Source organism: Streptomyces sp. NPDC048417, from assembly GCF_040651615.1.
GTDB lineage: Bacteria > Actinomycetota > Actinomycetes > Streptomycetales > Streptomycetaceae > Streptomyces.
Window position 1 is genome coordinate 71,753 of record NZ_JBEZKI010000025.1, and the last position, 26,078, is coordinate 97,830.

Genomic DNA, 26,078 nt, shown 5'->3' on the forward strand with positions numbered 1-26,078 from the left:
TCACTTGTCCAGGCTGTTGTCGATGGTCTTGACCGCCGTGTTCCACGCCTCCGCGGCCGACTTGCCCTTGGTGACGAGGACGACGCCGTTGTTGGCCAGACCGTCCTGGATGATCTGGTCCTTCGCGCCGATGACCTGCACCGGGCTGCTCTTGGCGGCCGCGGCGAAGATCGTGCCGATCGGGGCGTCACCGGTCATGTCGTTCTTGGCGCCGGTCACCGCCGCCGAGGTGTACGTCGACGGCGCGCTCGGGAAGGAGCCCTGCACGCTGAAGAGCTTGGCCTGCTGTTCGGGTGCGGTCAGCCAGGCGACCAGCTTCTCGGCCTCCGCGACGTTCTTGCCGCTCTTGGGCACGGCCAGGAAGGAGCCGCCCCAGTTGCCGGCCTTCGGCGCCTGGGCCACGTCCCACTTGCCGGCCGCGTCCGCCTTCGACTGGCCCTTGATGTAGCCGAGCATCCACGGCGGGCAGGAGATCGCCGCGAACTTGTTGTTGGCGATCGTGCTGTTCCAGGACGGCTGGAACTGGGTCTGCGCCTGGACCAGCCCTTCCTGCGCGGCCTTCGCGGTCTGGTCGAACGCGGTCTTCACGGCCGGGTTCGTCTTGTAGATGATCTTGCCGGAGGAGTCGTAGAACTTGCTGCTCTCACTGGACAGGATCGCGTTCAGGAGACCACCGGGGGAGTCCATGAAGGTGGTGCCGGAGGGCGCCTTCTTCTTGTACTGCTCTCCGGCCTGGATGAACTTGTCCCAGCTGCCCGCCCAGAGCTTGCTCACCGCGTCGCGGTCGGTGGGCAGACCGGCCTTCTGGAAGAGGTCCTTGCGGTAGCAGATGCCGAGCGGACCGACGTCGGTGCCGAGCCCGATGGTCTGGCCGCCGCTGGTCGTGGCCTGCTTCCACTTCCAGTCCAGCCAGTTGCTCTCCGAGACGCCGCTGACCTTGGACAGGTCCTCCAGCTTGTCGGCGAAGGTGCTGGTTACCTCGGCGATGTTGCTGACCTCGACGGCCTGGATGTCCATCAGGCCGCTGTTGGTGGTCAGGTGGTTGACCAGCGCCGGGTAGTAGTTCGCGTTCTGCTCGACCGAGGTGTCCTTGATGACGATGTTCGGGTGGAGCTTCTCGTACTCCTTGTAGAGGCCGGCCTCCTTGAAGCCGAACGTGCCGAACAGGCCGAGCGTGATCGTCGTCTTGCCCTTGCCACCGCCGCTGGTGTCGTCACTGCCGCCACCACTGTCGTCGGCGCAGCCGGCCAGCAACGCTCCTCCCAGCGACACTACGGCCGCCAGGATTACCGCCTTGCGGGAGGCGGTTCGGGTACGTGCTCGCATTACGTCCTCCTGTTGCCCTGACGCCGACCCCCCGGCCAACTGCATTGTTGGGCCCGTCTGTTTCTCGCTGCGGCTCGGGCGGGGAACGTGCGGGATGTGTATGTGTCAGGTACTGTGGGAGCGCTCCCACCGGTGATGTGTTGAAGGTTCGTCGGTTCGGGGCGGGGTGTCAAGGGAGCGGGCGCGGCGAACCGCGTTCAGTTATCCGGCCGTTAGCTAACTCCGGTCCGCGCCGCGAAAAACCATATATGTCATGACAAAACGGCCGCGGCTACGGCGGCGGACGGCACTGTTAGATTCCAGGCCAGCGAGTTGTACGTCGGCGAGAAGGGCGGGGCCCATGGCAAGCCACGGAGCGCGGGGGCGTAGTGGTGGTCGGCCCACCCTCGAAGAGGTCGCCGCCCGGGCCGGGGTGGGGCGGGGAACCGTGTCGCGGGTGATCAACGGCTCGCCCCGGGTCAGCGACGCCACCCGGGCCGCCGTCGAGGCCGCCGTCGCGGAGCTCGGTTACGTCCCGAACACCGCCGCCCGCGCCCTCGCCGCCAACCGGACCGACGCCATCGCCCTGGTCGTCCCCGAGCCGGAGACCCGGTTCTTCGCGGAGCCGTACTTCTCGGACATGCTCCGCGGTGTCGGCGCCGAACTCTCCGAGACCGAGATGCAGTTGCTGCTGATCTTCGCCGGCAGCGACCGGGAGCGGGAACGGCTCGCCCAGTACCTCGCCGCCCACCGGGTGGACGGCGTCCTGCTGGTGTCCGTCCACGCCGACGACCCGTTGCCCGACCTCCTCGCACAGCTGGAGATCCCCGCCGTGATCAGCGGCCCGCGCTCCGCCGCCGAGACGCTGACGTCCGTCGACTCCGACAACTACGGCGGCGGGCGCTCCGCCGTCGAGCACCTGCTGGCCGGCGGCCGCCGGACGATCGCGCACATCACCGGCCGCCTCGACGTGTACGGCGCCCAGCGCCGTGTCGACGGCTACCGCGACGCCCTGCGGGACGCGGGCCGGGAGGTGGACGAACTCCTTGTCGTCCCCGGCGACTTCACCGAGGAGGGCGGCCGCCGGGCCATGACCCTGCTGCTGGAGCGGCGTCCCGACCTGGACGCCGTCTTCGCCGGCTCGGACGTGATGGCGGCGGGCGCCCGCCAGGTGCTGCGCGAGCTGGGCCGCCGTATCCCCGACGACGTGGCGCTGGTCGGGTACGACGACTCGGCCATCGCCCGCCACATGGACCCGCCGCTCACCAGCGTCCGCCAGCCCATCGAGGAGATGGGCCGCGCGATGATCGACCTCCTCCTCGCGGAGATCGCCGACCGCCGCCCGGCCGTGTCCCGGGGCCTGGAGCGCCGGCACGCGGTCCTGCCGACGGAACTGGTGCCCCGCGCCTCCTCGTAGGACCGGTCCGGACGATCATGCCCTTGTCCACGGGCCGCTGTTGGTTCGGGTCGCTGCGCATGTGGGCGAAATCGGGGCATAAGCGTGACGGGCGATTACGCCGCGTGACGCTGCGAGGCATTCGGTGGGGCCACCGCCGAACGCTCAGCCGCGCGGCGGCAAGCCCCGCATAGAGCACCGCGCCGACCGCCGGCCACGCGACACCGGTCACCGCTCCCGGTCGCGGGCCATGACGAATGTGGCCCGGGAGGTGACCATCACCAGGGCGTTTGGTGCCGCCGTGAGGGTCAGCAGCGCGCAGCCGAGCGTCAGTCACCGCGGGGGCTGTCTGCCGAACCTCATGCCCGCGTCGGCAAGCGGCGAGGAGGAGGCCAGGACGTCGGCCGGGGCTGTGCCGAAGGAAACGCGGGGGGTGGCACATCGAGCTCCGGTTGTCGCAGGAGACCCGGCAGTCGCCTGTGACAACCGGAGCTTCGGCGTTCAGGATGCGCAACGCGCGCCTATTCCCGGGATTCGGTGGCCACGCCCTCCGACACCCCGCCGCCTTGGAGCGGGGGAAGGGCACTGGCGCGCATCCTGCGGAGCAGCCGGGTGCTGACCGGCCGAACCCGTGGGTGCGTCCCGCCGTTGCGGTCCCTTTCGGCCTGCCACCGCGCACGGCGCTCGGCCGCTGTCGCCGCGTCGTTGAGCTCGAGGCAGTCGAGAGTGTCCTGGTTCACATCCACGACGATCGTGTCACCGTCCTCGATGAAGGCGATCGGCCCGCCCTGCGCCGCCTCGGGCGACACGTGACCGATCACCAGCCCTACCGACCCGCCCGAGAAGCGGGCGTCGGTCATCAGCGCGATGGTGATGCCGCGTTGCCGACAGAGGGCCGTGATCCTTGAGGTGGGATCGAGCATCTCCGGCATGCCCGGCGCTCCGCGCGGCCCCTCGTAACGGATCACCACCATGTCCCGGTCCTGGAACTCCTCCGGCGCCGTCCTCAGCGCATCGAGCAACGCCTGCTCGCTGTCGAACACACGCGCACGGCCGACGAACCGGCCGTTCTCCATTCCGCCCTCGACCCCGGCGATCTTGATGACGGCACCGCCTTCGGGGGCGAGATTGCCGCGAAGCAACCTCAGGCCGCCTGTCGGCTTGAATGGCGCCGAAAGCGGATGGATGACGTCCCCGTCGGGTACGACCGGGCTGAGGCGCGCGACTTGTTCGGCGAGCGTCTCACCCGTGCAGGTCATGCACGTGCCGTCGAGCATTCCCGCGGCGAGCAGTTCGTGCACGATCACCGGCAGGCCGCCCTTGGCGTCGATGTCGACCATCGAGTACCGCCCGAAGGGCCACGCGTTCACCAGTACGGGCAGCCTGCGCGCCATCCGATTGAACTCGTCCTGGGTGATCACCTCGCGCCAGTAGTCGATGCCCGCGGCGCGGGCCAGCTCGGGCGCGTGCAGCACAACGTTGGTGGAGCCGCCCATCGCGATGGCCACCAGGGTGGCGTTGCGCAGCGCCGACGGGGTGACGATGTCCCGCGGCCGGATGCCGCGCTCTGTGAGCAGTTGCAGTGCGTCGAGCAGCTGGGCGGGGAATTCCCTGATACGGCGCGGATCTTCGGAGGCCGGACTCACCATGTGCAGTGGCTCCATGCCACAGGTGGCGATGAACGACTGCATGGTGTTGTACGTGAACATGCCGCCGCAGCTGCCATGACCCGGAGAGGCCTCCAGCGCCACCCGCCGCCGCTCGGCCGGCGGCTCTGCCGCCGCCTGGTAGCAGGTGATGATGTCGATCGGCTCACCGGTACGGGAATCGATGCCAGGGCGGATCGAGCCGTCGGACATGATCACCGCGGGGACGTTACGCTCCAGGATCGCGGCGAGGGTTCCCACCGGGGGCTTGTCGCAGGCGACCACCGCGATCACGCCGCGGACGTCGCTCCCCTCCAGATGGAGGCACACACCGTCGTTGGTGGTTTCCCGGCCGATCAACGAGTAGCGCATCTGGGGCGTGCCATTGCGCTGCCCGTCGGAGATCCCACCCGCGAAGTTGGGCGCGATCACCCGCACCGGGAGGCCGTCATCGACGACGCGGCGGCCCAGTTCGGCCTGGATCGCCTCAACCTTCGCGGGGACTCCGGCGTAGCAGATGCTGTCACCCAGGTTGCCGACGACTCCCCAGGCGGGACAGTGGATCTTGTCCGGGTCCTGTCCCAGTAGTCGCGCCGTCGCGACCATCTGAGTATCCTGCCCCGGCTTCCATTCCTCCGCCTCGTGCACCGTAATCCTCCGTAGCACACGCCCGATGTCGACATCGGGGCGTTCGAAAATTCTCGCGTCAGATGCGATAGACGGAGAGTGATGGCGGATGGGTGGGGACGGTCTCATTCTAGAGTCTGCTCGGCTGCGCCTGATCGCCCACCGCCCCGCAGTCAAGGCTCAGTAGAACGCCCCGGCCGCCACACACTCAGGCAACCGATGCGCTTCACAGCGAGGTTGGGCGGTTGCTGGCGTAATGATCTGCGAAGGCCTGTCCTTGGGTAAGCCCGCGTGTGTTCACCGTTGTTGCCGCCGAGTCCCCCGTGAGTCCCCGTCCGTTCTGGCACGCGAGTGGCACGACCACGCTCCTCCGTGGCACCCGCCTGTGGCGGACTCCGGGGGGTGCCCTCCACCCTTGCGGGCAACGAACGCTACTCGCCCGGGTCGCAGCTGTCGTCGACGGACTCGTAGGCCTTTTGATATGCGAATTCGTAGGCGGACTCGTAAGCCTTGTAGTCCTTCGCCTTCTTGTAGGTGCTCTTCATTGCTTCGGGATTATCGCGCTGCCCCCAATTGCAGTGCTTGCCATCCTTAAGCCCGGCCGCCGCCCCGTCCAGGTTGCCCTGTTTGCTCGGGCTCTTGGCTGCGGGGGCCTGCGGGGCGGACGTTGCCAGCGCTTGGGCGGTGTCGGCTGCCGCCTGCGTCGTCAGCGCCGGCGAGAATGTCAGTGCTGTTGCGGCGAGGGGAGCCGCCATGACCGTGATGAGTCGCTTCGCGCGCATAGCTTTCCTCTCCTTCGAGATGGAGCGCGTACATGGCGCCTCGAACTGGCCAGGGCAGTCCCACGTGTGGATTGTCCAGGGAGCGGTATCTGCACCGCGATGCGGTGGGCGCCATGCGGGCCGGTGGATTCCGGCTTGCGACGCCAACTTCCCCGTACGCAGACTTGGACTGCTCCTGCACTTGTGGCGCCTCTAGGTCGACCGTAGCGAGCGGTGCGCGTTGTGTCCACTTATGGCCTAGTGTGCGCGGTTGACCCCTCAACTGCCGTGAGGGGCAGGCGATGGCCGGCAGAAAACCGCGAGTTCGCATGGGTGCCTGCGGCGGTCATCAAAACCTGATGGGCGACCTGGCATTCATGGACACCTGGACTCGGCCATCGAGACCCTGAGGGACGGGCAGACCCGGTGGGAGGTCCGCGTGGAAGCGTACGAGCAGGACCTGGTGGCGGAGGATCCGGCGACAGCGGCCGGCCGCGTCATGACGGAGTCCTGGCGCGCGGTCCGCAAAGCGCTTGAGCGGATGGAATTCCTTGGACCGCTCCGAGTCGACCACTGCCTGGGCGCGTCAGCCGCGCCCGCAGTCCACGGCCGGCTCCTCGCCCGCCGCCAACCTCTCGACGGCGCCCAGGGCGTACCGGTGGTGTCGGCACAGCGCAAGGCCCGCCGCGCGTACGAGAACCGCGTCAACGCCCTCACGAGGTCAGTCGGGCCGTGAAGAACGGCTTGGTGCCAACCGCTTTACCCAGGACCCGGAACCGCTGCATCAGCACCGCCGACTCGCGATGCTCCGACGGGTCCTCAACGACGACTCCCTGCCCTGCGGGCCCGGGTGACTCGGGGCAGGCGGCTGTTGGCGCAGCAGTTCTTGGTCCTCAACGGGGGGCCTCGATCGCGGCCTGGACGACGCACCACAGGAGACCGTGCCGGTTGGCTATGGACTCGGGAGCGGCAGGCCGCCGGATCCACCGCCCGGTCTCCGGATCCTGCTGGCCGGCCTCCTGGAGCCGGATCCAGTCCTGCACGTCGTCCGCCGTGATGTTGCCGATGGTGGCAGGCGTGACCTGTCCGGCCTGCATTGTGTGCACGAAGAGCGAGAGGTGGCGGTCCACCTCGCGGACGTAGTCGTCGCGGGTCCGTTTGTCGATGCCGGTGAGACGCTCCACGCAGCGGCGTGACCATGCGACGAGCGGCACGTCGTTGGGGTCCTGCTCGGGTTCGACGAAGCCCTGGCCCGGGACCCAACCGAAGGGCCACTGCTGGCTGTGGGCGTCAACTGAGCTTCTTGAAGGCCTCTGCCTCGGCCAGCTCCCCGAACCTCTCGGACTCCCACGAACCGCCGCGCCCTCCCTGGAGCCAGCGGACCTGGAAACTTGCCGTGCCGTCCTTGCGGATTCGATTCCTGATGGTCGCCATGGGACCGGACAGTAGATCGAAAATCCGGCCGCGTTTGGCCGCTGTTTGGCCAAGCCGGGACATCGAAGGGCCCCGGACCCGCGTTTCCGCAGGTCCGGGGCCCTTCATGCAAGGGTGAGTGACGGGACTCGAACCCGCGGCATCCTGGACCACAACCAGGTGCTCTACCAGCTGAGCTACACCCACCATGACCGGCAGTCGTTCTGTGGCTTCTCCGACCGGCCGAGAAAAAGTGTACAGGGTCCGAAGGGGTGCTCGCGCACGGCTTTCCGGGCGCCCCTTCGGGGGCCTCCTGAACGCCTATTCCGCAGGCAGGACGTGCTTGGCCGCGATCGTTCGCGCGGTGTCCGAGTCCGGGCCGGGCTGCGGTACGAAGACGGCCTCGCGGTAGTAGCGCAGTTCGGCGATCGACTCGCGGATGTCGGCGAGGGCGCGGTGGTTGCCGTTCTTCTCCGGGCTGTTGAAGTACGCCCGCGGGTACCAGCGCCGGGCCAGCTCCTTGACGCTGGACACGTCGACGATCCGGTAGTGGAGGTAGCCCTCCAGGGCCGGCATGTCCCGGGACAGGAAGCCGCGGTCGGTGCCGACGGAGTTGCCGCACAGCGGGGCCTTGCCGGGCTCCTTCACGTGCTCCCGGACATAGGCCAGGACCTGCTCCTCGGCTTCGGCCAGCGTCGTGCCGCCGGCCAGCTCGTCGAGCAGGCCGGACGAGGTGTGCATCTGGCGCACCACCTCCGGCATCGTCTCCAGTGCCTTGGCCGGCGGACGGATGACGATGTCCACGCCCTCGCCGAGCACGTTCAGCTCGGAGTCGGTGACCAGCGCGGCCACCTCGATGAGCGCGTCGTCTGACAGCGAGAGGCCGGTCATCTCGCAGTCGATCCACACCATGCGATCGTTCATGCGACCACCCTAAAGCTGACGTCGGCGTTTGGGTGCCCCCGGTACGGCACGGACGTCTCCGAAGGCTGCCGACCCCGGCCCGCCACGCCATCGGCCTCCGACCTCGCCCTCGAACGCCGGACGGATTGAGCGGACGGCTGAGCGCGGTTGTCCTGAAGCTCCGGGCGGATTGAGCGGACGGCTGAGCGCGGTTGTCCTGATGCGCCGGGCGGGCTGAGTGGATGGCTGAGCGCGGTCGTCCCGAAGAGCCGGGCGGGCTGAGTGGATGGCTGAGCGCGGTCGTCCCGAAGAGCCGGGCGGGCTGAGTGGACGGCCGAGCGCGGTCGCCCTGATGCGCCGGGCAGGCTGAGTGGATGGCTGAGCGCGGTCGGCTGCGACGGCAGCCGGGTGCCCTTGTCTTCTGCCTCGTCCCTTGTCCTACCGAGTCGGGTGGTGGGTGGGCGAGGCGCTTGGGCCCGCCCACCCGAGGGTGTCGGGTGGGCGGGTGGACGGTCAGCTGCCCGTGCGGGGGCCCGGCAGGCTGGGCGACAGGCCTACCGCCGCTGACCTGCGGGTCTGCATCGGCAGTACGCCCTCGGGGTACGGCACCGACAGCGCGGCCGCCGGTGCCAGCTGCGCCGGTTCCGGCGCGTCGGCACGCTCGGCCTGCGGTCGTCGCGCCCGGTAGGCCGCCCGGTACGCCGCCGGGGACGAACCCAGCTGGCGGCGGAAGTGGCCGCGCAGGGCGACGGGGGAGCGGAAGCCGCAGCGGCCCGCCACCTCGTCCACCGAGTAGTCCGACGTCTCCAGCAGGCGCTGCGCCTGGAGGACCCGCTGCGTGATCAGCCACTGCAGCGGGGCGCTACCGGTCAGCGAGCGGAAGCGGCGGTCGAAGGTCCGGCGGCTCATGTAGGCGCGCGCCGCGAGCGTCTCCACGTCGAACTGCTCGTGGAGGTGCTCCAGCGCCCAGGCGACGACCTCGGCGAGCGGGTCGGCGCCGATCTCCTCTGGTAAAGATCGATCGAGGTAGCGCTCCTGACCGCCCGAGCGGCGCGGGGGGACCACCAGGCGCCGGGCGAGCGCACCGGCCGCCTCGTTGCCGTGATCCGTCCGCACGATGTGGAGACAGAGGTCGATTCCGGCCGCCGTACCGGCGGACGTCAGGACGTCGCCGTCGTCCACGAAGAGTTCGCGTGGGTCGACGTGCACCGACGGATAGCGCTTGGCCAGCGTCGGCGCGTACATCCAGTGGGTGGTGGCCGGGCGGCCGTCCAGCAGTCCGGCGGCGGCCAGCACGAACGCGCCGGTGCACAGCCCGACTATGCGGGCCCCTTCTTCATGGGCGCGGCGCAGCGCGTCCAGCGCTTCTTCGGGCGGTGGCGCGGTGATCGAACGCCAGGCCGGTACGACGACCGTGCCGGCGCGTGAGATCGCCTCCAGCCCATGCGGCGCGGTGAGTTCCAGGCCCCCTGTGGTCCGCAGCGGGCCTTCCTCGCCACCGCACACCAGCAGTCGGTAGCGCGGTACGCCGGCGTCCTGGCGGTCTATCCCGAACACCGACAGCGGTATGGAACTCTCGAAGATGGGGCCGCCGCTGAACAGCAGCACCGCGACGATCTCCTTGCGGCGTCGCCCGGAGAGTTTCCGGGCCGCGGCTTCCGGCGCGGCAGTGGAGTCGTGGCTCATCCTGCTAAGCCCCCCTCGGTGGTCGCGGCTCCTCGGTTGTGTCGCTCCTGCACGTTTCCCCTCGGTCCTGCACGAGTCCCCCGCCGTAAGACGTCAAGATCGAATCTACTGGTTTCCGCGGTGTCGCGGTGACCAGTTCGACACGCCGTAGATTGTCGACATGACAACTTGGCGTGAAGCATTCGATCACGAAGCGTTGCACTCACGGGCCGTGCAGGGAAGTACGCCTCGTGGCAGTGGCCAATCCGCGTAGGGTGCGAAGGGTCCCCTGGACCCTTTTCGTGCAGGTGGAACGGGGGTTGGGGGGTGGTCGCGGTGTCACTTGCACAGGGTCGGGAAGTTGGCTGAAAAGAAGCGTTCCCGTGCGCGGAAACCGGTCAGTCGACCGGTGTAGTGCCCCTAGTGTGACGTCCGCCTCCCCGGACCGCTCCGCGGGGTGCCCGGTGCGGTGTTCGATGCGGTGCCCGGTGCGGTGCTCCGCGGTGGGTGCCATGGGGTGTGCCGCGCGGTGTGCCGCGCGGTGCCGTCCCGCGCTCCGAGCGGCGCAGCAGGTACCGGCAGACGGCGGTGACGGCGGCGAGCCCGAGGGCGGTGCCGGCGGTGCCGGCCAGCGAGGTGCCGTACCAGAGCAGCACCACGGGGACGAGGACACAGGAGAACGCGGCCCAGCGGACGACGTCACCCGCGCTGTCCTGGGCGGCGTGCGGGTCGGGTTTCGGGCGCGGTCCGGACATGTGTGTATCTCCCTGGTCTCCCTGGCGGTGTTGCGCCCCTGCCGGCCCCTTGGTGGTGCTGCCGCCGGGTTCAACGCCCGTTCGAGCGGTCGGTCACCGTGCGTGGACCCTGCTCCTGTCCGAATCCTGTGCAAACCGCCTGTACGGGGCAGCAACCATTGCGTTACGGGCGCGGCTCGTGCATGCTCCCTGGAACCCCTAACCGACTCCGGGGACGGTCCCCTACGGAGAGTGCGCGGGATCTGGGCTGAGGAGGCGTGCCGCCGTACCCTTGGGGGTATGGGGTGGGGAAGATGTTTCCCGGACACAGCTCCGCCGCACACTGTCGTCCCTCCCACAAAGGATCACAACGCCGAGACAGCCATGGCCGGTCACGAATTCTTCGATCCAGCGGACCGCAAGCGGCCGGTCGCCGACCCCACGGCGGCCGATGCGCTGGCGGCGGAAGAGCCACGCCCTTCCTGCGATCCTGCCTTCAAACACGGAGTGGTCGTCGGCTTCGACGGCTCCACCTCCAGTGAGCGCGCCCTCGCCTATGCGATCGGGATGGCACATCGCTCCCGCGCAGGGCTGATCATCGTCCACGTCGCCAACCGACTGCCGACCACCGTGTGGGCCGGCTGCGAGCCACCCGTCTTCGTCGACGTGCCGGACCACCGCACCGAGGTGCTCGGTCTCGAACTCGCCTGTGCCGACTATCTGTCGGAGGTGCCCTGGATCCTCGTCGAGCGCGGCGGTGACATCTGCCACGAACTCGAAGAGGTGGGGCAGGAGTACGAGGCCGACGCGATCGTCGTGGGGTCGACCCACGGCATCGTCGGGCGGATCTTCGGCTCCGTCGCGGGCAGACTCGCCAAGCGGGCCAAGCGGCCCGTCGTTGTCATTCCGTAACTCCGCGTCCTCCCAGGTGAGATGCGCCGTGGGTACGGTCCGGCTCCCTTTGTGCCGTGCGTAAATCTACTCGTGCGTAGAGGTGTTTGTGCCCTTGTGAAGGGCATATATCGGTCACCGCGCACAACTGCACAAAGCATGAAGGGAGCCCGCCGTGGACAACGACGTCTCTGCGGGAAATGGAACCACTACCGTGGCCGGCCGACTCGCCCTGGGGATCACCCTGTTGGCGTTCGGCCTCGGCACCACCGGCGTGATCGACGATGTCACCACGTCCGACGCCGTGTCAGTCGCCCACTACGTGGGCGGAGTCGCGCTCTTCCTCGTCGGCCTGCTGGCCTTCCGTGACCGTGACACCGTGAACGGCACGGGCTATGTGGCCCTCGGTGCCCTCTGGTTCACCTGGGCCGTCTCGTCCGGATCCAACGCCTCGGCCAACGCGGCCGGGCTCTTCCTGCTCCTCTTCGCCCTCGTGGCACTGTCGTTGACCCTCGCGGGCGGCGACACGCTCGGACAGGCCCTGCACGCGCTGCTGTTCCTGTCGATGCTGCTCCTCGCCGTCGCGAACTTCGCCGACAGCTCCTCGCTGGTCAAGGTGGGCGGCTGGGTCGCCGTGGCGGCGGGGGCGGTGGCCTGGTACGCCGCGACGGCCGCGCTCGCGCACTGGCCGACGGCACTTCCGAGGCGGGCTGCCGGCCGGGGGGTGACGGCCACCGGCTGATATGGCAGCCGACGCCGGGGAGTTGGGCGGCCCCGGCGATCCAATGAGCGGACCCCTTCGTGGCCTGACGGCACACGTGGGGGTCCGTTCGGTTGTCCGGGCCCGTGCGGGGCGGTGGGGGCTGGTCGCGCAGTTCCCCGCGCCCCTGAAGGGGCGCATGCTGCAGTGCTCCTTCTTCCAGGGGCGCGGGGCTGTGTCAACGTGCGGCTCCGCCGTGTGGGCGCGGCCTGCACCCACCGGCCCGCACAGCCGAACGGCCCTACTCCACCGTCACCGACTTCGCCAGGTTCCGCGGCTTGTCGATGTCGCGGCCCAGCGCCTTCGCCGTGTGGTAGGCGAGGAGTTGGAGGGGGATGCCCATGAGGATGGGGTCGAGTTCGTCCTCGTTCTTGGGGACGACGATCGTGCGGTCCGCCTTCTCCTGGTGCTGGTGGGCCACCGCCAGGATCTTGCCGCTGCGGGCCTTGATCTCCTCCAGGGCCGCGCGGTTCTTCTCCAGCAGGTCGTCGTCGGGGACGATCGCCACCGTGGGCAGCGCCGGCTCGATCAGGGCCAGCGGGCCGTGCTTCAGCTCGGACGCCGGGTAGGCCTCCGCGTGGATGTAGGAGACCTCCTTGAGCTTCAGGGAGGCCTCACGGGCCACCGGGTAGCCCCGGACGCGGCCGATGAAGAGCATCGAGCGGGCGTCGGCGTACTCCTTCGCCAGCTTCTCGATCTCCGCCTCCTGGGCGAGGATCTCGGCGATCTGGGCGGGCAGCCTGCGCAGGCCGTCGATGACCCGCTTGCCGTCCCGGACCGAGAGGTCGCGGGTGCGGCCCAGGTGCAGCGCGAGCAGGGCGAAGGCGACCGTCGTGTTGGTGAAGCACTTGGTCGAGACCACGCAGACCTCGGGGCCCGCGTGCACGTACATGCCGCCGTCCGCCTCGCGGGCGATCGCCGAGCCGACCACGTTCACCACGCCCAGCACCCGCGCGCCCTTGCGCTTCAGTTCCTGGACGGCGGCGAGCACGTCGTACGTCTCACCGGACTGGGAGACCGCGATGTAGAGGGTGTCGGGGTCGACCACCGGGTTGCGGTAGCGGAACTCGGAGGCCGGCTCGGCGTCCGCGGGGATCCGGGCCAGCTCCTCGATCATCTGGGCGCCGATCATGCCCGCGTGGTACGAGGTGCCGCAGCCGAGGATCTTCACCCGGCGCACGGCACGCGCGTCGCGGGCGTCCAGGTTGAGGCCGCCGAGGTGCACGGTGGAGAAGCGGTCGTCGATCCGGCCGCGCAGCACGCGGTCGACCGCCTCGGGCTGCTCGCAGATCTCCTTGTGCATGTAGGTGTCGTGGCCGCCCATGTCGTACGACTCGGCCTCCCACTCCACGGTGGTCGGCTCGGCCGTCGTCCGGGTGCCCTCGGTGGTGTATGTCCGGAAGTCGTCGGCCTTGAGGGTGGCCATCTCGCCGTCGTCCAGAGTCACTATCTGGCGGGTGTGGGTCACCAGGGCCGCGATGTCGGAGGCGACGAACATCTCCTTGTCGCCGATGCCGAGGACGACCGGGGAGCCGTTTCGCGCCACCACGATGCGCTCGGGGAAGTCGGCGTGCATCACCGCGATGCCGTAGGTGCCCTCGATCAGGCGCAGCGCCTGGCGGACCCGCTCCTCCAGGGTCTCCGCCTGGGAGCGGGCGATCAGGTGGACGAGGACCTCGGTGTCGGTCTCGGAGAGGAACTCGACGCCGTCCGCCTCCAGCTTGCGGCGCAGGTCCGCGGCGTTGTCGATGATGCCGTTGTGGACGAGGGCGACCTTGTGGTCGGCCGACATGTGCGGGTGGGCGTTCACGTCGGAGGGCGCGCCGTGGGTGGCCCAGCGGGTGTGGGCGATACCGGTGGTGCCCTTGAAGCGTGCCGGGACCTTGGCCTCCAGGTCCCGGACCCGGCCCTTGGCCTTGACCATCTTCAGGCCGGCCGCCTTCGGGGAGGTGACGACGATGCCCGCCGAGTCGTAGCCGCGGTATTCCAGCCGCTGCAGCCCCTCCAGGAGCAGGGGAGCGACATCACGCTTACCGATGTATCCGACAATTCCGCACATATATAGGTGTTCCGTATCCCTCAGCCGTAGACCATGCGGCGCAGCTGCCGGAGGGTGAGCTCCGGCGGGGCGACCGCCCTGTACTTCAGATCCGCCTCGATCCGTTCGAAGATCTCCGCGTTCACCAGGCCTTCTGCCTGCAGTTCGCGGTGGCGGCGCCGGACGTAGTCCCCGGCCGTCTCGTCGAAGTAGGCGAGCACGTCCTGTATCACCCGCAGCGCCTCGCCCCGGCTCAGGGGCGTGGACCGCGTCAGATGATCAACAAGTTCGTCGTGCACCCGTAGATCCTGGAGTACGGAACAGCGGTTTAGCAAGAATCCTGCCCGATTCCGGGCAACGGCCTGTTGAATCTCTTATGGGGTTCTGTTCGCAGCCTGTCCATCCTGTGTCTTGCGCCACGTTGCTTGTGGAGACGAGTTTCAGACGCCATGGACATTCCTCGTATGGGAGTACCCGAGAAGCTCGCCGAGCGCATGAGCATGGCCGAGCAGCACGAGTACCTCCGCGCCACATTCTCCCGGCGGTCGATGATCAGAGGCGGCGCCGTGACGGTCGGCGCCGTCACGGGCGGCTCGTTCGTGCTGGGTGGCACCGCTCAGGCGGCCGTCCCCACCCAGTCCTCCGCCCCCGCCACCCAGTACGTCGACGGTGCCTTCGTGGCGCCCTTCGGCCGTCACCTCGCCTACGGCAACGACGCCAGCACGGAGATGACGATCTCCTGGCAGGTCCCGGTCGCGGTGAAGAAGCCCTTCGTTCGCATCGGCACCCACGCCTCGCACCTCTCGGTCAAGATCGACGCCGAGATACGCACCCTGTACACCCCGGCCGGCATCGGCGCCAGCGGCAACCACACCCAGTACTACGTGCACGCCAAGCTGGCCAACCTCAAGCCGGGCCGCACCTACTTCTACGGCGTCGGCCACGAGGGCTTCGACCCGGCCTCGCCGCAGTTCGCGAGCACCATCGGCACCTTCACCACCGCGCCCTCGCACAAGGAGCCGTTCACCTTCACGGCCTTCGGCGACCAGGGCGTCAGCTACCACGGCCTGGCCAACGACAGCCTGATCCTCGGCCAGAACCCCAGCTTCCACCTGCACGCCGGTGACATCGCGTACGCCGACCCGGCCGGCGCGGGCAAGACCGCCGACGCCGGCTTCGACTCGCGCGTGTGGGACCAGTTCCTGGCCCAGACCGAGTCGGTCGCCAAGTCCGTGCCGTGGATGGTCTCCTACGGCAACCACGACATGGAGGCCTGGTACTCGCCCAACGGCTACGGCGGCGAGGAGGCCCGCTTCTCCCTGCCCGACAACGGGCCGGACAAGAAGAACCTGCCGGGCGTCTACTCCTTCGTCCACGGCAACACGGCGATCATCTCGCTGGACCCGAACGACGTCTCCTTCGAGATCCCGGCCAACCTCGGCATCTCGGGCGGCACCCAGACCAAGTGGTTCGAGGCGCAGCTCAAGAAGTTCCGCGCCGCGAAGGACATCGACTTCATCGTCGTGTTCTTCCACCACTGCGCCTACTGCACCTCCACGGCGCACGCCTCGGAGGGGGGCGTGCGACAGGAGTGGGTGCCGCTGTTCGAGAAGTACACGGTGGACCTGGTCATCAACGGCCACAACCACCAGTACGAGCGCACCGACGTCATCAAGGGCGACAAGGTCGTCAAGAAGCTCCCGATCGGCGAGACGGCCTACTCCGAGACCGAGGGCGTCGTCTACGTCACCGCGGGCGCGGCCGGCCGCAGCCTCTACGCGTTCACCGCCCCGGACTCCTACGAGGGCCACCTGAACGAGGTCGACTCCGTCGCCTCCTTCATCAACACCAAGGACGGCAAGGTCAACGAGACCGTCACCTGGTCCCGGGTGCGCTACCTCAACTACTCGTTCCTGCGCGTGGATGTCGAGCCGGCGCCGCGCGGCCAGTACGCCAAGCTGAAGGTGTCGGGCATCGCCGAGACCGGCGACCGCATCGACCACTTCACGGTGGCGCGCAAGGCCAAGTAAGGCCCGGCAGGGCCCAGCAAGGCACGGACGGGTGGTCCTCGGGCCGTACGAGGATCACCCGCTCCGTCCTTTCCCGTCCCCGTCGGCTCACATCCTCTTCAGCACCGCCTGTTTGGCCATCGCGAACTCCTCGTCCGTGAGCACGCCCCCGCGATGCAGCTCACCCAGTTCGCGCAGGCGCCGCAGCAGCGCGTCGTGATCGGCCTCGGGCTCCTCGGCCGTCCGGGGTGCCTCGGGCGGCGTCGCCGACGGATGCGGCAGCCGCGCCTGCACCGCCGCCGCGACCAGCGCCATCAGCGGGTCCCGCTTGAACCCCCACAGTTCCACCGCGTTGGGGTCGTACTTGGCCCGCGCCTCGGCCGGAGCGCCGCGCACCCGGAACCGCAGATGGCCGTTCTCCAGTCCGGCGGAGGGCTGCCACTCCACGGCCAGGATGTCCGCCAGGGCCAGCGTGCGGGGACCGGAGGCCGCCTTCGTGTCCTCCGTCTTCCAGTTCCACTCCAGCCGCACCCGCTCGCCGTCGAAGCCGGCCGTGCCGTCCCCGGCGGAGACCGACAGCGGCAGCCGCGGACCCGGCAGCAGGTACCCGGTCACCGGCGTGCCCGGGACCTGCTCCAGCAGCAGCGCGTCGCGCACCTCGTCCGTGAAGTACTCGGCGACGCCGTACCGGTCCGGCTCCACGGTCAGCTGGTAGGGGTCGTGGGTCTCGACGAGACGGCCGCCGGTGGCGTGCAGCAGCGGATCGGCGCCGTCCCGCAGCCGCAGCCTCAGCCGCCCCGACCTACGGCCCTGCTCGAACGAGATGCCCGCCAACGCGCCCAGCGGGACGACCAGTTCACCCAGCGTCCGGCGCAGCACACTGACGTTCCTGTCCCGCCCGGGAGTCAGTCGCAGCGCGTCTTGGTCGAAGGCCCAGATGCCGTCCTTCTGGATGATTTCCGCCATGCGGGGATTGTTCCACCGGAAGTACGGCCTGATGGTCTCGACCAATCCCGGTCTCTGGTGAATCCTCTCTGGTGACTCCTTCGCCGAGTCACAGTCGAGAAGGGAGCGCATGTGAGACGGCACCACAGAACGACTCCCGGAAGTTCCCGCACCTCCCCCACCTCCCGCGTGGCCCGCGCGCTCGGGTCCCTGCTGCTGGTCGCGGCGGCCGGCGCCTTCACGGTCGGGGCCACCCCGGCGGCGCCGCGGTCCGTCCCGGCCCCGCTCGACCGGGTCGTCCCGGCGCCCGCCTCGGTCAGGGCGGCCGGAGCGCCGTACCGCATCACCCGTGACACGGCCATCCGCGTCGACGGCCCCCGGGAGGTGCGCCGGGTCGCCGAGTACCTGGCGGACCTGCTGCGCCCGCCCACCGGCTACCGGCTGCCCCTGACCACGCACGGCACCTCGGGTATCCGACTCCGGCTGGCCGACGGGCCGTTCGGCGCCGAGGGCTACCGCCTCGACAGCGGCCGCGACGGCGTCACCCTCACCGCAGCCGAGCCCGCCGGCCTCTTCCACGGCGTCCAGACCCTGCGCCAGCTGCTCCCCGCGGCCGTCGAGAAGGACACCGTGCAGCCCGGCCCCTGGCTGGTCGCGGGCGGCACCGTCACCGACCGCCCGCGCTACGCCTACCGGGGCGCGATGCTCGACGTCTCCCGGCACTTCTTCACCGTGGCCCAGGTCGAGCGGTACATCGACGAGCTGGCCCTCTACAAGATCAACGAGCTGCATCTGCACCTCAGCGACGACCAGGGCTGGCGGATCGCCATCGACTCCTGGCCCCGCCTGGCGGCCTACGGCGGCTCCACCCAGGTCGGCGGCGGCGAGGGGGGCCACTACACCAAGGCGCAGTACGAGGAGATCGTCCGGTACGCGGCCTCCCGCTACCTCGAGGTCGTCCCCGAGATCGACATGCCCGGCCACACCAACGCGGCCCTCGCCTCCTACGCCGACCTCAACTGCGACGGCACCGCACCGCCGCTGTACACCGGCACCGAGGTCGGCTTCAGTTCGCTGTGCGCGTCGAAGCAGGTGACGTACGCCTTCGCGGCCGACGTCATCCGCGAGCTGGCCGCCCTCACCCCGGGCCGCTATCTCCACATCGGCGGCGACGAGGCGCACTCCACCAGCCACGATGACTATGTGGCGTTCATGGACCGGGTGCAGCCGCTCGTCGCGAAGTACGGCAAGACGGTGATCGGCTGGCACCAGCTGACCGGCGCGCATCCGGCCAAGGGCGCGATCGCCCAGTACTGGGGGCTGGACGACACGAGCGCGGACGAGAAGGCCCAGGTGGTCAAGGCCGCCCAGAACGGCACCGGGCTGATCCTCTCGCCCGCCGACCGGGTCTACCTCGACATGAAGTACGACGCGGACACCCCGCTCGGCCAGGACTGGGCCGGCCTGGTGGAGGTGCGGCGGTCGTACGACTGGGATCCGGGCGACTACCTTGCCGGTGCGCCGAGTTCGGCGATCCGGGGGGTCGAGGCGCCGCTGTGGACCGAGACCGTCGTGACCGGCGCCGACATCGACTACATGGCCTTCCCGCGGCTGCCGGGGGTGGCCGAGCTGGGCTGGTCGCCGGCGGCCACGCACGACTGGGACGCCTACAAGGTGCGGCTCGCCGCGCAGGCGCCCCGCTGGGACTCCCTCGGCATCGGCTACTACCGCTCGCCGCAGGTGCCCTGGCCTGCGAAGTGAGCTGAACCGGAAAGACCGACGGGCTCCCCCGAGGACCGTACTCGGGGGAGCCCGTCGGCCTGGATCAGAACCCCGCGACGGGATTTTTCAGGGTTCCGACCAGCTGGAGGGCGCCCGACGGGTCCGCCAGGTCCACCATCTGCTTGTTGTTGCGCAGCTGGAGCCGGTTGAGGCAGGACAGCGCGAACTCGGGCGCGAACATGTCGTACCGCGTGAACTTGTCGGCGAGTTCGGGCGCCGACTCCTGGTACGCGCGCGTGACCTCCGCGACCGTCCGCCAGAAGTCGTCCTCCGTCAGGACCCCTTCGGCCGCGAGGTTCGCGGCGAGAAAGCGGAAGAAGCAGTCGAAGACGTCCGTGAAGATCGACAGCAGCTTCTTGTCCTCGGGCACCTCGACGCGCAGCCGCTCGACCGTCGGCGGCAGCACCGCGTCCGGGTCCATGACCGCGATCTCCTCGGCGATGTCCTTGTAGACCGCCCGCTGCACCACGCCGTCCTTCAGGACCAGGACGACGTTCTCGCCGTGCGGCATGAACACCAGGTCGTAGGCGTAGAAGCTGTGCAGGAGCGGGGTGAAGTAGGCCTTCAGATAGGCCCGCAGCCAGTCCTTCGGGGTCAGCCCGCTCCGCTCGATCAGCGCGGCGGCGAAGGACGCGCCCTCGTGGTCCACATGGACCAGGGAGGCCATCGTCGCGAGCGACTCGCCCTCCTGGAGGGACGGCACCGGGCTCTCCCGCCAGAGCGCGGCCAGCATCTTCCGGTACGGCGAGTAGCGGTCGGTCGCCCGCTCGTACTCCAGGTGCCGGTAGCCCACGGCCGCCCGCTCCCGGATGATCGACAGGCCGGTGGACTTGAGGACCGGGTCGTTGTCGATGAGCTGGGCCAGCCAGTCGTTGATCGCCGGGGTGGCCTCCATGTAGGCGGCCGAAAGACCGCGCATGAAACCCATGTTGAGGACCGACAGGGCGGTCTTCACGTAGTGCTTCTCGGGGTGGCTGTTGTTGAAGAAGGTCCGGATGGACTGCTGGGCCAGGTACTCGTCGTCGCCCTCGCCCAGACACACCAGGTGACCGCGCGCCACCTCGGCGGCGAAGGTGACCGTGAGCTTGTTCCACCACTGCCAGGGGTGGACCGGGATGAAGAGGTAGTCGGCGGGGTCCAGGCCCCGGTCGCGCAGGACGCCGTGGAAGCGCTCCACGGTCTCCTCGCCCAGCTCGTCGCGGACGAAGGACTCGTACTCGATACCGACGCCCGCCGTGAACGCGGCCCGCGAGGTGTGGGCCGCCAGCCAGACCAGCCGGATGGGGCTCGCGGTCTCGGGGGCGTACGACAGGTACTCGTGGACGCCGAAGCCGAGCCGGCCGTTGTTGGCGACGAAACAGGGGTGGCCCTCGGTCATCCCGGTCTCGATCGCCTGGAAGCCGGCGCGTGCCAGCTCGGCGGCCGGGATCGGCGGCTTGGTGAGCTTGTAGCAGGTGCCGGAGAGGGTGGAGGAGATCTCCTCCAGGTAGACCGGCAGGATCTCGTCGCTCAGGCCCAGCGAGTCCTTCAGCTCGATGAAGAAGTCCAGTGCGGCGAGCGGGAGTTCCGCGCCGTCGCGGACCCGGCCGATGGAGTCGGCGTCCACCTGCCAGTGGTCCAGGGCCCGGCGGACGGCGGTGAAGCGGTACCGGGTGAGCCCGTCGTCGCTGCGGACGACGTAACCGGACCCCTCCTCCTCCGGGGTGATCAGGCGCTCGTGCGCGAACTCCGCGAGCGCCTTGCGTATCAGGAGCCGGTTGGCCTTCTCCCAGCGCTCGGGGGAGAGATGGGCGACCGCGTCTGCGAGGGTCATACGGACACCGCCTTCTCGAACCGCTCCCGGGTGCAGATGCTCAGCAACGCCTTCTTCTCCGGCTTCTGGATCTCGCCCACGGGCACGAACCCGACGGCCTCGTTCAGCGCGTGCACGGCCGTGTTGTGCACGTCCGGCTCGACGACGATCCGGCGGGCCGCCGGGTCCTCGAAGAGGTGCGCGACCACGGCGGTGATCACGGCCCTGGTGAACCCGTGCACGGGTGTGTCGGTCGCCGGGGTCAGGAAGTGCATCCCGACGTCCCCCGGCTCGGGCTCGTACAGCCCGACCAGCTCACGGTGGACGGGGTCGTACGTCTCCATGAGGAAGGCGGGCTCACCGTCCTCGCCGAGCCCCAGCAGCGCGTGATGGTGCTCGTCGGCGGCGATCTCCATGTACGCCCGCTCGACGTCCTCCAGTCTCGCGTCCTGCATCATCCAGTAGGCCGCCTTGGGGTGCGTCACCCAGCGGTGCAGCAGTTCGGCGTCCTCGATCGGGTCGAGGGGCCGGAAGGCGAAGGTCGGGGTGGCGGTGGCGCTCATACTGCGAACTCCTGGAAGGCGATGGTCTTCTCCACCGGGTAGTACTCCGAGCCGAGCAGCTCGCGGATGATGTACGCGTTCCGGTAGGGGCCCATGCCCAGGTCGGGGCTGGTGATGCTGTGGGTGTGGACGCCGGCGTTCTGCAGGAACACGCCCCGGCCCGTGACGTCGACGGCGTAGTTGCGGGCCACGTCGAAGTTGCCGTGCGAGTCGTAGCGCAGCCGGTTCCGGACGGGCCTGAGGAACTCGGGCTCGGCGTACTTGTAGCCGGTGGCCAGGACCAGGCCCTGGGTCTCCAGCTCGTACTCCTTGCCCTGCTCCTCCTGACGGAGGGAGAGGGTGTAGGTGCCGTTGTCGTAGGCCGCCGCGGTCAGCGCGGAGTTGGTGAGGAGCCGGGTGGGGACCGGGCCGCCGAGGTTCTTCTGGTAGAGCAGGTCGAAGATCTCGTTGATCAGGTCGCCGTCGATCCCCTTGAACAGGCCCTTCTGTTCGGCGGTCAGCCGGTAGCGGGTCGCCTCGGGCAGGGCGTGGTAGTAGTCGATGTACTCGGGGCTGGTCATCTCCAGCGTGAGCTTGGTGTATTCGAGCGGGAAGAAGCGCGGGGAGCGGGTGACCCAGTTCAGGCGGTAGCCGTGGACGTCGATCTCGCTGAGCAGGTCGTGGTAGATCTCGGCGGCGGACTGGCCGCTGCCGACCAGCGTGATCGACTCCTTGGACTGGAGTTCCTGCTTGTGCCTCAGGTAGCGCGAGTTGTGGATGAAATCGCCGCCCAGGCCCTGGCAGGCCGCCGGGATGTGGGGCGGGGTGCCGGTGCCGAGGACCAGCCGGCGGGCGCGGTAGGTGTCACCGGCGGCCGTGGCGACGACGTACAGCCCGTCCTCGTACCGGACCTCCGTCACCGTGGTGCTGAAGCGGACGTTGGTCAGCTTGTTCGCGGCCCAGCGGCAGTAGTCGTCGTACTCCACCCGCAGCGGATAGAAGTTCTCGCGGATGTAGAACGAGTACAGCCGGCCCTTCTCCTTCAGGTAGTTGAGGAAGGAGTACGGCGAGGTGGGGTCGGCCAGGGTGACCAGGTCCGACATGAACGGGGTCTGGAGATGGGCGCCGTCCAGGAACATGCCGGCGTGCCACTCGAAGTCGGGCTTGGAGTCCAGGAAGACGCCGTCCAGTTCGGCGATCGGCTCGGTCAGGCAGGCGAGGCCGAGGTTGAAGGGGCCGAGCCCGATGCCCACGAAGTCATAGGTCTTGTTCGGGTTTTCAGGACGCGCGGTCAAGGGACTCTCCCAGGTACTGCTCGGCGTGGCCGGCGATCAGAGCGAGGACGGCGGCGATGTCGGCCGTCGTGGTCTCGGGGTTGAGCAGGGTGAACTTGAGGTAGTGGCGGCCGCCCACCTTGGTGCCCGCGACCACCGCGTCGCCGGAGGCGAACAGGGCCTTGCGGGCATACAGGTTGGCGCGGTCGATCTCGGCCGGGTCGGTGATGGCCGCCGGGATGTAGCGGAAGACGAGGGTGGACAGGGACGGCTGGACGACGACGTCGAAGCGGGGGTCGGCGGCGAGCAGCCGCCAGCCCTCCGCGGCCAGGTCGCAGACCTCGTCGAAGAGCTGTCCGATGCCGTCGGCGCCCATGGTGCGCAGCGTCATCCACAGCTTGAGGGCGTCGAAGCGGCGGGTGGTCTGCAGGGACTTGTCGACCTGGTTGGGGATGCGCTCCTCGACCATCCGGCGCGGGTTGAGGTACTCCGCGTGGTAGGTGGCATGGCGCAGGGTCGCGGCGTCCCGGACCAGCACGGCGGACGAACTGACCGGCTGGAAGAAGGACTTGTGGTAGTCGACGGTGACCGAGTCGGCGCGCTCGATCCCGGCGATCCGGTCCCGGTGCCTGAGGGAGGCGAGCAGACCGCAGCCGTAGGCCGCGTCCACGTGCATCCACACGCCGTACTGCTCGCACAGTTCGGCGATCTCCGGCAGCGGGTCGATGGAGCCGAAGTCGGTGGTGCCGGCGGTGGCGACGACCGCCATGGGCACCAGGCCGTCCTTCGTGCAGCGCTCCAGTTCGCGGGCGAGGGCGACGGTCTGCATCCGCTTGTCCTGGCCGACGGGGACGGAGACCACCGCGTCCTGGCCGAGGCCGAGCAGTTTCGCCGACTTCTTCACGCTGAAGTGGCTGACCTCGGAGGCGAAGATCCGCAGTTTCGCCAGGGAGTCGGTCTTGCTCTCCTCGCGGGCCAGCAGCAGCGCCTGGAGGTTGGACTGGGTGCCGCCCGAGGTGAACACGCCGTCGGCGGCCTCGCCGAGGCCGATGCGGGCGGTCGTCCAGTCGATCAGCTTCCGCTCGATGAGGGTGCCGCCGGCCGACTGGTCCCAGGTGTCCAGGGAGGAGTTGACGGCGGTGAGCACCGCCTCGCCGAGTACCGCCGGGATGACCACCGGGCAGTTGAGGTGGGCGAGGTAGCGGGGGTGGTGGAAGTAGACGGCGTCCCGGAGGTAGACGTCCTCCAGCTCGTCCAGGACCGCGGTGGTGTCGTGCAGCGGCTGGTCGAGGTCGATGCCGTCGATGAGAGGGGAGAGGGCGTCGACGGTGATACCCGTGAACGGTCGTTCGGTGGTGGCGAGTTTGGCCGCCACCCGCTCTACTCCTTCGGTCACGGAGCGGCGGTAGTGCTCCGCGGTCAGGTCATTGAGCAGGTGCGAGCGCATGTGGGGGTCCTCCGGGGACGATCCGTGCGGGGGAAGGGAGCGATTGGCTCCAACTTAGGTTAGCCTAACCTAACTAACGGTGGAAGCGCTGCCCTCCGGTGAAAGCCGTCACTTCGTCCTCGCAACTACTCGCCGGCGGCCCGGAGCTGCTCCTCCGTCAGGCCCTGCCGCCAGTAGCCGACGAAGGTGACCCGGCGCCGGTCCACCCCCCGCTCCCCGACGAAGTGCCGGCGCAGCTCCTTGACCCGCCCGGACTCGCCGGCGATCCAGACGTACGGGCGCTCCGCGGCGGGCAGCAGGGCACCCCGGATCGCCGCCTCGGCGGTGCCGCCCACCACCCAGTCGATCTCCGCGTCGGCCGCGGTCGCCACGTCCTGGACGTCCCCGGCGTGCGGCACCTCCAGCCAGGCGCGGACCCGGGTGCCGGCGGGGAGGGATTCGAGGATGGCGGTCGCCGCGGGTACGGCGGTCTCGTCGCCCCAGATCAGCACCAGATCGGTGTCCTCGGGCGGCCGGAAGCGGATCGCCCGGTTGTCGGCGACCGCCGGGCCGAGCAGGAACACCCGGTCCCCGGCGGCGGCCCGCGAAGCCCAGCGGGAGGCCGGCCCGGCCGGGGATGGGGGTCCCCCCGCTCGAGCGGAGCCGAGAGTGGGGGAGGCCCCGGGCCCGACACCGTGCAGCGCGAAGTCGATGTCGACCTCGTCCGGGTTCCTGCGCAGTTCCCGGAGCGTGTACGACCGCATCACGGCCCGTACGTCGTCCGGGAGTTCACGCCAGCCCTGCCACCAGCCCTCGCCCAGCTCGACGGGGACGGCGGGCTCGGTGCGGCCCTCGGCCGGGATGAACAGGGAGAGGGACTGGTCGCGTCCGTGGGAGTGGAAGTGCTCCAGATCGGCGCCGGCGAAGGTGACCCGGACCAGAGACGGACCGAGCCGCCTCGTCCGTACGACCTGGAGGGAGAAGAAACGGAACGGGGCGGCTACGGCCGTCGTCATATGAGCTCCTGAGACTCAGGAAGTTGTGTGGACGTACTCGGGAGCGGAGGTCAGCTGACCTTCTTCGCCGTCTCCAGCGCCTTGGCGAGGTTCTCCACCATCGCGACGCACTTGTCGTAGGAGAAGATCGGCTCGGGGGAGCGGGCGATGACCTGGCCGGCCTTGACCGCGGGGAGCTTCTTCCAGGTGGCCTGGGTGATGTCGGCCGGCTGGATGGTCGCCGAGCGGTCGTCCATCATGATCACGTCGGCCTGGTACTTGTCGACGTTCTCCCAGCTCAGGTCCTCGTACCAGCCGCCGCTCTTCCTCAGCACGGACGCCGACGGCTCGACGAAGTTGACCCCGAGGGCCTTGAAGTACTCCAGGTCCACCGAGAGGTTGGAGCCGGAGACGTAGAACAGGTCCTGGGCGGCCGAGCCGGCCAGCACCTTGATGTCGGGGTGCGCCTTGGCGGCGGCGCGCAGCCGGCTGGACGCCTCCTCGAAGCGCTTCTTGGCGTCCGTGACCTTGCTCGCCGTCATGTCCGCGCCGAGCGACTCGGCGAGGGCCCAGACGCGCTGGAGCGGGACGGTCAACTGGCGGTCGTAGGCCGAGATGCCGACGCTCGGGGCGAGCTTGGCGATCTTGTCCTTGGACTCGTCCGGGACGTACCAGAGGGTGCCGGCGCCGTCGAACATCGTGGTGATGAGGACCTCGGGGGCGAGGGCGGCGTACTTCTCGACGTTGAACTGGCCCCAGGTGTTGCCGAGGACGGTCACCTTGCTGATGTCCATGTCACCGGCCTGGACGTCGGCCTTGCCGTCCTTGGTCTTCGTCGGGCCGAACACGCCCTTGACGTCGATGCCGTAGTCGTACAGCGCGGCGGCGACCCCGGTGAACGCGACGATGTTCGCCGGGACCTTGTCCAGCTTCACCGTGGTCCCACGGTCGTCCTTGAAGGTCCAGGGACCGGACTTGGCGGCCGTCGTCTCCTTGTCGGAGGAACCACCGCTTTTCGCGTCGTCGTCCCCGCAGGCGGCGAGCACGGTACCGAGGCCGAGGGCGCCACCGGCGGCGAGGATGCCGCGGCGAGTGAGGTGGGCTGCTCTGACGTTGGACATAGGTGTGGCTGCTTTCGGACGTGCGGAAACACCGCCGGACAGGTCGTGAATTA

General features: G+C 69.2%; 23 protein-coding genes and 1 tRNA gene. 6 read left to right on the forward strand and 18 right to left on the reverse strand.

Annotation, left to right across the window (positions count from 1 at the left end):
• Nucleotides 1–1,326 (reverse strand): extracellular solute-binding protein, encoded by a 1,326-nt coding sequence (locus AB0D59_RS34395; protein WP_362574111.1) that lies wholly within the window; start codon nucleotides 1,324–1,326, stop codon nucleotides 1–3.
• A 340-nt stretch (nucleotides 1,327–1,666) separates the two neighbouring features.
• On the opposite strand from AB0D59_RS34395, the gene AB0D59_RS34400 reads away from it, so the two are divergent.
• Entirely contained in the window at nucleotides 1,667–2,722 is a 1,056-nt protein-coding gene (locus AB0D59_RS34400) for a LacI family DNA-binding transcriptional regulator (protein ID WP_362574114.1), read from the forward strand.
• A gap of 500 nt (nucleotides 2,723–3,222) precedes the next feature.
• Here the strand turns inward: AB0D59_RS34400 and AB0D59_RS34405 are convergent, their stop codons facing one another.
• Both AB0D59_RS34405 and AB0D59_RS34410 read right to left on the reverse strand, forming a co-directional pair.
• Entirely contained in the window at nucleotides 3,223–4,995 is a 1,773-nt protein-coding gene (locus tag AB0D59_RS34405; protein WP_362574117.1) for a dihydroxy-acid dehydratase, read from the reverse strand.
• Between the two features lie 410 nt (nucleotides 4,996–5,405).
• Nucleotides 5,406–5,756: a hypothetical protein gene (locus tag AB0D59_RS34410; RefSeq protein ID WP_362574120.1), complete on the reverse strand. Its 351-nt coding sequence runs from the start codon at nucleotides 5,754–5,756 to the stop codon at nucleotides 5,406–5,408.
• A gap of 418 nt (nucleotides 5,757–6,174) precedes the next feature.
• On the opposite strand from AB0D59_RS34410, the gene AB0D59_RS34415 reads away from it, so the two are divergent.
• Nucleotides 6,175–6,471, forward strand: a complete 297-nt coding sequence (locus tag AB0D59_RS34415; RefSeq protein WP_362574123.1) for a hypothetical protein — start codon at nucleotides 6,175–6,177, stop codon at nucleotides 6,469–6,471.
• Between the two features lie 157 nt (nucleotides 6,472–6,628).
• Here the strand turns inward: AB0D59_RS34415 and AB0D59_RS34420 are convergent, their stop codons facing one another.
• The 6 genes from AB0D59_RS34420 to AB0D59_RS34445 all read right to left on the reverse strand — a co-directional run bounded on the left by AB0D59_RS34420 (nucleotide 6,629) and on the right by AB0D59_RS34445 (nucleotide 10,471).
• Entirely contained in the window at nucleotides 6,629–6,949 is a 321-nt protein-coding gene (locus AB0D59_RS34420) for a hypothetical protein (RefSeq protein ID WP_362574126.1), read from the reverse strand.
• Nucleotides 6,950–7,025: 76 nt separating this feature from the next.
• A complete protein-coding gene (locus AB0D59_RS34425) occupies nucleotides 7,026–7,169 on the reverse strand; it encodes a hypothetical protein (protein ID WP_362574129.1) in 144 nt (47 codons plus the stop codon).
• A 113-nt stretch (nucleotides 7,170–7,282) separates the two neighbouring features.
• Nucleotides 7,283–7,355, reverse strand: a tRNA-His gene (locus AB0D59_RS34430).
• A 114-nt stretch (nucleotides 7,356–7,469) separates the two neighbouring features.
• Nucleotides 7,470–8,072: an oligoribonuclease gene (orn, locus tag AB0D59_RS34435; protein ID WP_362574132.1), complete on the reverse strand. Its 603-nt coding sequence runs from the start codon at nucleotides 8,070–8,072 to the stop codon at nucleotides 7,470–7,472.
• A 492-nt stretch (nucleotides 8,073–8,564) separates the two neighbouring features.
• Nucleotides 8,565–9,737, reverse strand: a complete 1,173-nt coding sequence (locus AB0D59_RS34440) for a helix-turn-helix domain-containing protein (protein WP_362574134.1) — start codon at nucleotides 9,735–9,737, stop codon at nucleotides 8,565–8,567.
• Nucleotides 9,738–10,114: 377 nt separating this feature from the next.
• Nucleotides 10,115–10,471 carry a hypothetical protein gene (locus AB0D59_RS34445; protein WP_362574136.1) on the reverse strand — a complete coding sequence of 119 codons (357 nt, stop codon included), beginning with the start codon at nucleotides 10,469–10,471 and terminating at the stop codon, nucleotides 10,115–10,117.
• 363 nt (nucleotides 10,472–10,834) lie between these two features.
• Between AB0D59_RS34445 and AB0D59_RS34450 the strand changes: the two genes are divergently transcribed.
• Together AB0D59_RS34450 and AB0D59_RS34455 are read left to right on the forward strand one after the other, a co-directional pair.
• A complete protein-coding gene (locus tag AB0D59_RS34450) occupies nucleotides 10,835–11,362 on the forward strand; it encodes a universal stress protein (protein ID WP_360490588.1) in 528 nt (175 codons plus the stop codon).
• A 154-nt stretch (nucleotides 11,363–11,516) separates the two neighbouring features.
• Nucleotides 11,517–12,083, forward strand: a complete 567-nt coding sequence (locus AB0D59_RS34455) for a GPR1/FUN34/YaaH family transporter (RefSeq protein ID WP_362574139.1) — start codon at nucleotides 11,517–11,519, stop codon at nucleotides 12,081–12,083.
• Between the two features lie 259 nt (nucleotides 12,084–12,342).
• Here the strand turns inward: AB0D59_RS34455 and glmS are convergent, their stop codons facing one another.
• Both glmS and AB0D59_RS34465 read right to left on the reverse strand, forming a co-directional pair.
• Entirely contained in the window at nucleotides 12,343–14,160 is a 1,818-nt protein-coding gene (gene glmS, locus AB0D59_RS34460; RefSeq protein WP_362574142.1) for a glutamine--fructose-6-phosphate transaminase (isomerizing), read from the reverse strand.
• Nucleotides 14,161–14,180: 20 nt separating this feature from the next.
• Nucleotides 14,181–14,438 carry a hypothetical protein gene (locus AB0D59_RS34465; RefSeq protein ID WP_362574145.1) on the reverse strand — a complete coding sequence of 86 codons (258 nt, stop codon included), beginning with the start codon at nucleotides 14,436–14,438 and terminating at the stop codon, nucleotides 14,181–14,183.
• Between the two features lie 165 nt (nucleotides 14,439–14,603).
• On the opposite strand from AB0D59_RS34465, the gene AB0D59_RS34470 reads away from it, so the two are divergent.
• Nucleotides 14,604–16,169: a metallophosphoesterase family protein gene (locus tag AB0D59_RS34470; RefSeq protein ID WP_362574148.1), complete on the forward strand. Its 1,566-nt coding sequence runs from the start codon at nucleotides 14,604–14,606 to the stop codon at nucleotides 16,167–16,169.
• Nucleotides 16,170–16,256: 87 nt separating this feature from the next.
• On the opposite strand, the gene AB0D59_RS34475 is transcribed toward AB0D59_RS34470, so the two are convergent.
• Nucleotides 16,257–17,114 (reverse strand): DUF4429 domain-containing protein, encoded by an 858-nt coding sequence (locus AB0D59_RS34475; protein ID WP_362574151.1) that lies wholly within the window; start codon nucleotides 17,112–17,114, stop codon nucleotides 16,257–16,259.
• A gap of 168 nt (nucleotides 17,115–17,282) precedes the next feature.
• Between AB0D59_RS34475 and AB0D59_RS34480 the strand changes: the two genes are divergently transcribed.
• Nucleotides 17,283–18,854: a beta-N-acetylhexosaminidase gene (locus AB0D59_RS34480; RefSeq protein WP_362574338.1), complete on the forward strand. Its 1,572-nt coding sequence runs from the start codon at nucleotides 17,283–17,285 to the stop codon at nucleotides 18,852–18,854.
• A 64-nt stretch (nucleotides 18,855–18,918) separates the two neighbouring features.
• On the opposite strand, the gene AB0D59_RS34485 is transcribed toward AB0D59_RS34480, so the two are convergent.
• The 6 genes from AB0D59_RS34485 to AB0D59_RS34510 all read right to left on the reverse strand — a co-directional run bounded on the left by AB0D59_RS34485 (nucleotide 18,919) and on the right by AB0D59_RS34510 (nucleotide 26,025).
• Complete coding sequence (locus AB0D59_RS34485; RefSeq protein ID WP_362574153.1) at nucleotides 18,919–20,688, reverse strand: IucA/IucC family siderophore biosynthesis protein; 1,770 nt, start codon at nucleotides 20,686–20,688, stop codon at nucleotides 18,919–18,921.
• Nucleotides 20,685–21,230: a GNAT family N-acetyltransferase gene (locus AB0D59_RS34490; protein WP_362574156.1), complete on the reverse strand. Its 546-nt coding sequence runs from the start codon at nucleotides 21,228–21,230 to the stop codon at nucleotides 20,685–20,687. The genes AB0D59_RS34485 and AB0D59_RS34490 overlap by 4 nt, the downstream gene beginning before the upstream one ends.
• Complete coding sequence (locus AB0D59_RS34495; RefSeq protein ID WP_362574159.1) at nucleotides 21,227–22,504, reverse strand: SidA/IucD/PvdA family monooxygenase; 1,278 nt, start codon at nucleotides 22,502–22,504, stop codon at nucleotides 21,227–21,229. Before AB0D59_RS34495 ends, AB0D59_RS34490 begins: the two co-directional genes overlap by 4 nt.
• Nucleotides 22,488–23,930 (reverse strand): lysine decarboxylase DesA, encoded by a 1,443-nt coding sequence (desA, locus tag AB0D59_RS34500; protein WP_362574162.1) that lies wholly within the window; start codon nucleotides 23,928–23,930, stop codon nucleotides 22,488–22,490. Before desA ends, AB0D59_RS34495 begins: the two co-directional genes overlap by 17 nt.
• Nucleotides 23,931–24,055: 125 nt before the next feature.
• Complete coding sequence (locus tag AB0D59_RS34505) at nucleotides 24,056–24,925, reverse strand: siderophore-interacting protein (RefSeq protein WP_362574164.1); 870 nt, start codon at nucleotides 24,923–24,925, stop codon at nucleotides 24,056–24,058.
• Nucleotides 24,926–24,975: 50 nt separating this feature from the next.
• A complete protein-coding gene (locus AB0D59_RS34510; RefSeq protein ID WP_362574167.1) occupies nucleotides 24,976–26,025 on the reverse strand; it encodes an ABC transporter substrate-binding protein in 1,050 nt (349 codons plus the stop codon).
• Nucleotides 26,026–26,078 lie beyond the last annotated feature (53 nt).